1 protein-coding gene is annotated in these 3455 nt (G+C 64.3%); it reads right to left on the bottom strand.

All coding sequences use genetic code 11. The features are described 5' to 3' along the window. Nucleotides 1-3455, bottom strand: a 3455-nt coding sequence (locus BJL95_RS19460; protein ID WP_175463760.1) for an Ig-like domain-containing protein, incomplete at both ends; no start/stop codon positions are given.

The following is a 3455-nucleotide window of genomic DNA, read 5'->3' as shown; positions in this document are numbered from 1 at the left end:
TTGCCGGCTTGGTCCGGTAGCGGCGCCCAGTTGCTGATGTAAATATAATATTGCCGGTTGGCGGTCAACGCGGCGTTCGGCGTCAGCGTGACGGTTTTGCCGTCTGCGCTCAGCGCGTAGCTCGCGCTCGGCCGTTGCCCGGTCACCGCGTCGTACAGCGCGATCGTGTCGCTGTTCAATGCCAGCGGGTTGAGCCGTTCGGCAAAGGTGATCACCACCGGGCTGTTCAGGCCGATGCCGCTGGTGTTGTTGGCCGGACTGTATTGCACCACGCTGGTCGAGAGCAGGTCGGCGCCCGCGCCGGTCGTGAAGCTTCTGTCCTGTGCCGTGCCCAGTACGTTGCCGCTCAGGTCTTCCACGCCTTCGACGTGCAGGCTGTAGCCGGTGTTCGCCAGCAGCGGTTGTTGCAACTTCAGCGTCAGGGTTTTCCGGTCGCCGCTCAGCTCGCGGGTCACCGCGATCGCGTCGCCGCCCTTGCGCAGTTCCACTCCGCCCAAGCTCAAGCCACTCACCGGTTCGTCGAATTGCACTTGCAGCACTGCGTTCGTCGGGACGTCGAGTTGGTCGGCGACGATGCTGTAGCCGACGACGTTGGGCGCCAGGTTGTCCGCCGTCAGTGCCGCCGTGAAATAGCGGCTCTGATAGGCGTTGTTGCCGTTCATGTCTTGAACGGAGTAGACGTAGAAGTAGTAGTTGCGCCCTACCGCCAAGGCTTGCGTCGGCACGAGGGTGAGCGTGCGGCCGTCGGTGCTCAGGTCGAGGCTCGCCGGGACGTGCTGGCCGGTGACGGTGTCGTACAGGTACAAACCGCCGTCGTTGACCGTGACCGGGTCGATCGCTTCGCTCATCCGTGCTTTGAAGACGGCGTTGACCGGGACGTTGGTCGCGCTCGCGGCCATGCTCCATTCCACGACGCTGGGCGAGGCGGTGTCCGGACCGTTGCCGGTGCTGAATTGGCTGCTCCGGCTGACCACGGCGTTGCCGGCGTAGTCTTGGGGTTGATCCACCGTTAGCGTGACGTCGCTGTCCACCGGCCACGGTTCGTGCGGCAGGTAGCTGACTTGCCGGTTGCCGTCGCTGAAGCTGAGCGAGTAGCTACGCGCATCGTAGTTCGGCACTTGCGCCAGCGGCTGGTCGCCGTCGTCGCCGAGGAAGCTCAGCGGGCTGACCGCTTCGTCGAAGCGGATCGAGACGCGGTTGTTGATGCCGACTTGGCCGGCGCCGTCGATCGGACTGAGCGCCGTGACTTTCGGCGCGATGCTGTCCGCCGTGGCGCCGACCGCCGTCGCGAAGTACCAGAGGTAATCGCTGTTGTAGGTCGATTCGGCTCCGCTGGCGTCTTTGACCCCGGCACGGATGCCGATTTGATAGCCTTGGTTGGCTTGCAACGCGGCGTTGGGCACGAGCCTGACGACGCGGTTGCCTTTGAGCAGGCTGACCGTGGTCGGTATTTCGGCGCCGTAGTAGTAGTTGCGCAGGACGAAGCGGCTGTTGTCGACCGTGGCCGGGTCTAGCGCTTCGTTGAATTGCAGCTCGATCGCCGGGTTCAGCGGCAGTGTGATGCCGTCGTCGGTGTTCAACGCCAGGACGTACGGGGTTTTCGTCGCCGGGTCTTCTTCGGTCCGGAACGAGGTGTAGAAGCTGTTCAGGGCATTGCCGCTCAGGTCTTGGGCGGTGCTGTCCAGGAACACTTCGATCCGCGCGTCTTTCGCCCAGGGCTGCGCCGGGGTGTAGACCAGGGTACGGCCGTCGCCGATCAGTTGCAGGTTGCCGGTGATCAGGACGCCATTTTGCGAGACGTGCAGCGCGCCGGCCAGGCTGCTGGCTTTGAGCGCTTCGTTGCTGTACAGCACGATTTTGTTTTTGGACAGCACGTTGTAGGCGCCGTTGCCGGGTAAGGCGGTGGCGATGCTAGGCCGGCCGGTGTCGTTGGCCGCCGCGGTCGTGAAGACTTTGACGGTGTCGGCTAGCCGGTTGCCGCTGAGGTCTTTGATGTCGTCGGTCAGCAGGACGGTCACCAGGGCCGAGGCCGGCAGGTTGTAGTTGAGGGTGACGGTGCGGCTGTCGGCCGAGTAGCTGATCGACGGTCTGACGACGTCACCGTTGACGAACAAGCCGACGTTGTTGCTGACCGTGCTTTGGTTGAGCGATTCGGAGAAGGTCAGGACGATCGGGTTGTTGCCGTAAACGTCCATCGCGCCGTCGTTCGGGGTGATGGATAGCAGTTGCGGCGCGGTATTGTCGCCGCCGGTGCCGGTGGTGAAGTATTGGTAGCGGTAGCTGTTGCTGTTGCCGGCCAGATCGAGGACGCCGTTGACGGTGATGTTGATCTGGGTGTTGCCGGGCAGCGGGGTCAATGGGCTGAAGGTGACGACGTTGCCGCTTTGCGCGAAGCTGCCGGCCAGTTGGCCGCTATAGCCGCTGGCGCTGATGGCGATGCCGCTGTCCAGGGTGGTCGGGTCGATCGCTTCGCTGAAGCTGAAGGTGATCGGCGCGCTGGCGCTGACGCCGGTGGCGGCGTTGGCCGGGCTGATCGTTACCGTCGCGCCAGTGGTGTCGGCGCTGGCGCTGGCGCCGGTCGTGAAGTGGCTGGTTACGGTGCTCAGCCGGTTGCCGATATAGTCGTACAGGCCATCCAGCACGACGGTGTAGTCGCTGTTGATCGCCAGCGTGCTGCTCGGGGTGAAGGTGATGGTCCGGTTGTCGCTACCCAGGCTGGCGGTGCCGGCCACGTCGACGCCGCCGACGCTGAGCCGGACGCTGCCGGCGACGCTGAAGGCGCTGATCGGTTCGTCCAGTACGAAGCGCAGTTTGGCGTTGACCGCGATGCCGCTGGCGCCGTCAACGATGTTTTGACCGCTGACCAGCGGTACTTCCTGGTCGCTGGCGCTCCCGGTCCGGAAGTACCAGTTGGCGTAGTTGATCCGATTGCCGGCTTGGTCCGGTAGCGGCGCCCAGTTGCTGATGTAAATATAATATTGCCGGTTGGCGGTCAACGCGGCGTTCGGCGTCAGCGTGACGGTTTTGCCGTCTGCGCTCAGCGCGTAGCTCGCGCTCGGCCGTTGCCCGGTCACCGCGTCGTACAGCGCGATCGTGTCGCTGTTCAATGCCAGCGGGTTGAGCCGTTCGGCAAAGGTGATCACCACCGGGCTGTTCAGGCCGATGCCGCTGGTGTTGTTGGCCGGACTGTATTGCACCACGCTGGTCGAGAGCAGGTCGGCGCCCGCGCCGGTCGTGAAGCTTCTGTCCTGTGCCGTGCCCAGTACGTTGCCGCTCAGGTCTTCCACGCCTTCGACGTGCAGGCTGTAGCCGGTGTTCGCCAGCAGCGGTTGTTGCAACTTCAGCGTCAGGGTTTTCCGGTCGCCGCTCAGCTCGCGGGTCACCGCGATCGCGTCGCCGCCCTTGCGCAGTTCCACTCCGCCCAAGCTCAAGCCACTCACCGGTTCGTCGAATTG

Source organism: Methylomonas sp. LWB (assembly GCF_001856095.1).
GTDB classification, from domain to species: domain Bacteria; phylum Pseudomonadota; class Gammaproteobacteria; order Methylococcales; family Methylomonadaceae; genus Methylomonas; species Methylomonas koyamae_A.
The sequence above is the reverse complement of the archived record's forward strand: the minus strand, read 5'-3'. Positions and strand labels throughout refer to the sequence as shown.